This window comes from Peribacillus sp. P4_C12, from assembly GCF_056402095.1.
Window position 1 is genome coordinate 1 of record NZ_JBFUIB010000977.1, and the last position, 893, is coordinate 893.

Genomic DNA, 893 nt, shown 5'->3' on the forward strand with positions numbered 1-893 from the left:
GCCATTTTGTTTTCCTCCTTTAATAAGTAGAATATAGTACATAAATCAGTTTTTCCTAAAACATTATTTTTATCACCTTAAATAAGTTTCGATTTATTTGGAGCTTTTTTTGCGGTTTTTCTTACTAGGTGTGTTAATACTAGGATGTTTTATTTGGTTACAAGTGGTTTTAATTTTTGTTCAATTTGCTCTCTCTTTGATTCCAAGAATGGAGAGAGGGCAAGATTTCCCCCTAAGTGTTCGACATGTTCGTCTGTCGCAAACAGGTCCATCCGTCGCGAGTTCAAACAAGATACCATTCGGTTCCCTGAAGTAGAGGGGAAAGGATAAAATATGAAGAGTGATGAATCGTAAGGAAATTCATAACTTCGAGACAAGGTATGGTGGAAGAATTGAGTTTTTTAGACAAACTATTTGGTAGATTAGCTACGGAGGAAAAAGCAATGACAAAATTAAATATCGGAATTATCTTAGGAAGTACACGCCAAGGACGTGTAAGTCCACAAGTAGGAGAATGGGTAAAAGGAATTGCTGACAAACGTGGCGATGCGAATTATGAAATCGTAGATATTGCAGACTTCAATTTACCATTTGTATTTACAACTGCTGGTGATGACCAGGATTAAGAGCTTGGTCAGAAAAGCTTACTAATTTAGATGGGTTTGTGTTGATTGTGGCAGAATATAATCATAACATAACAGGTGCATTAAAAAATGCATTGGATTTAGCTCGTGACGAATGGAATAATAAAGCTGCTGGTATTGTAAGCTATGGTTCAACTGGTGGTGCTCGTGCAGCTGAACATTTACGTGGAATTTTAGGAGAATTACTAGTTGCAGATGTTCGTGTACATCCTACATTGTCATTATTTACAGATTTTGAAAATGGAAGTG

General features: G+C 36.3%; 2 pseudogenes. One reads left to right on the forward strand and one right to left on the reverse strand.

The features are described from left to right. Positions 1-149: 149 nt before the first annotated feature. A pseudogene (locus tag AC1DUW_RS30665) lies at positions 150-318 on the reverse strand (ring-cleaving dioxygenase); the annotation flags it as partial. A 125-nt stretch (positions 319-443) separates the two neighbouring features. Between AC1DUW_RS30665 and AC1DUW_RS30670 the strand changes: the two are divergent. Further along, positions 444-893, forward strand: a pseudogene (locus tag AC1DUW_RS30670) (NADPH-dependent FMN reductase); the annotation flags it as partial.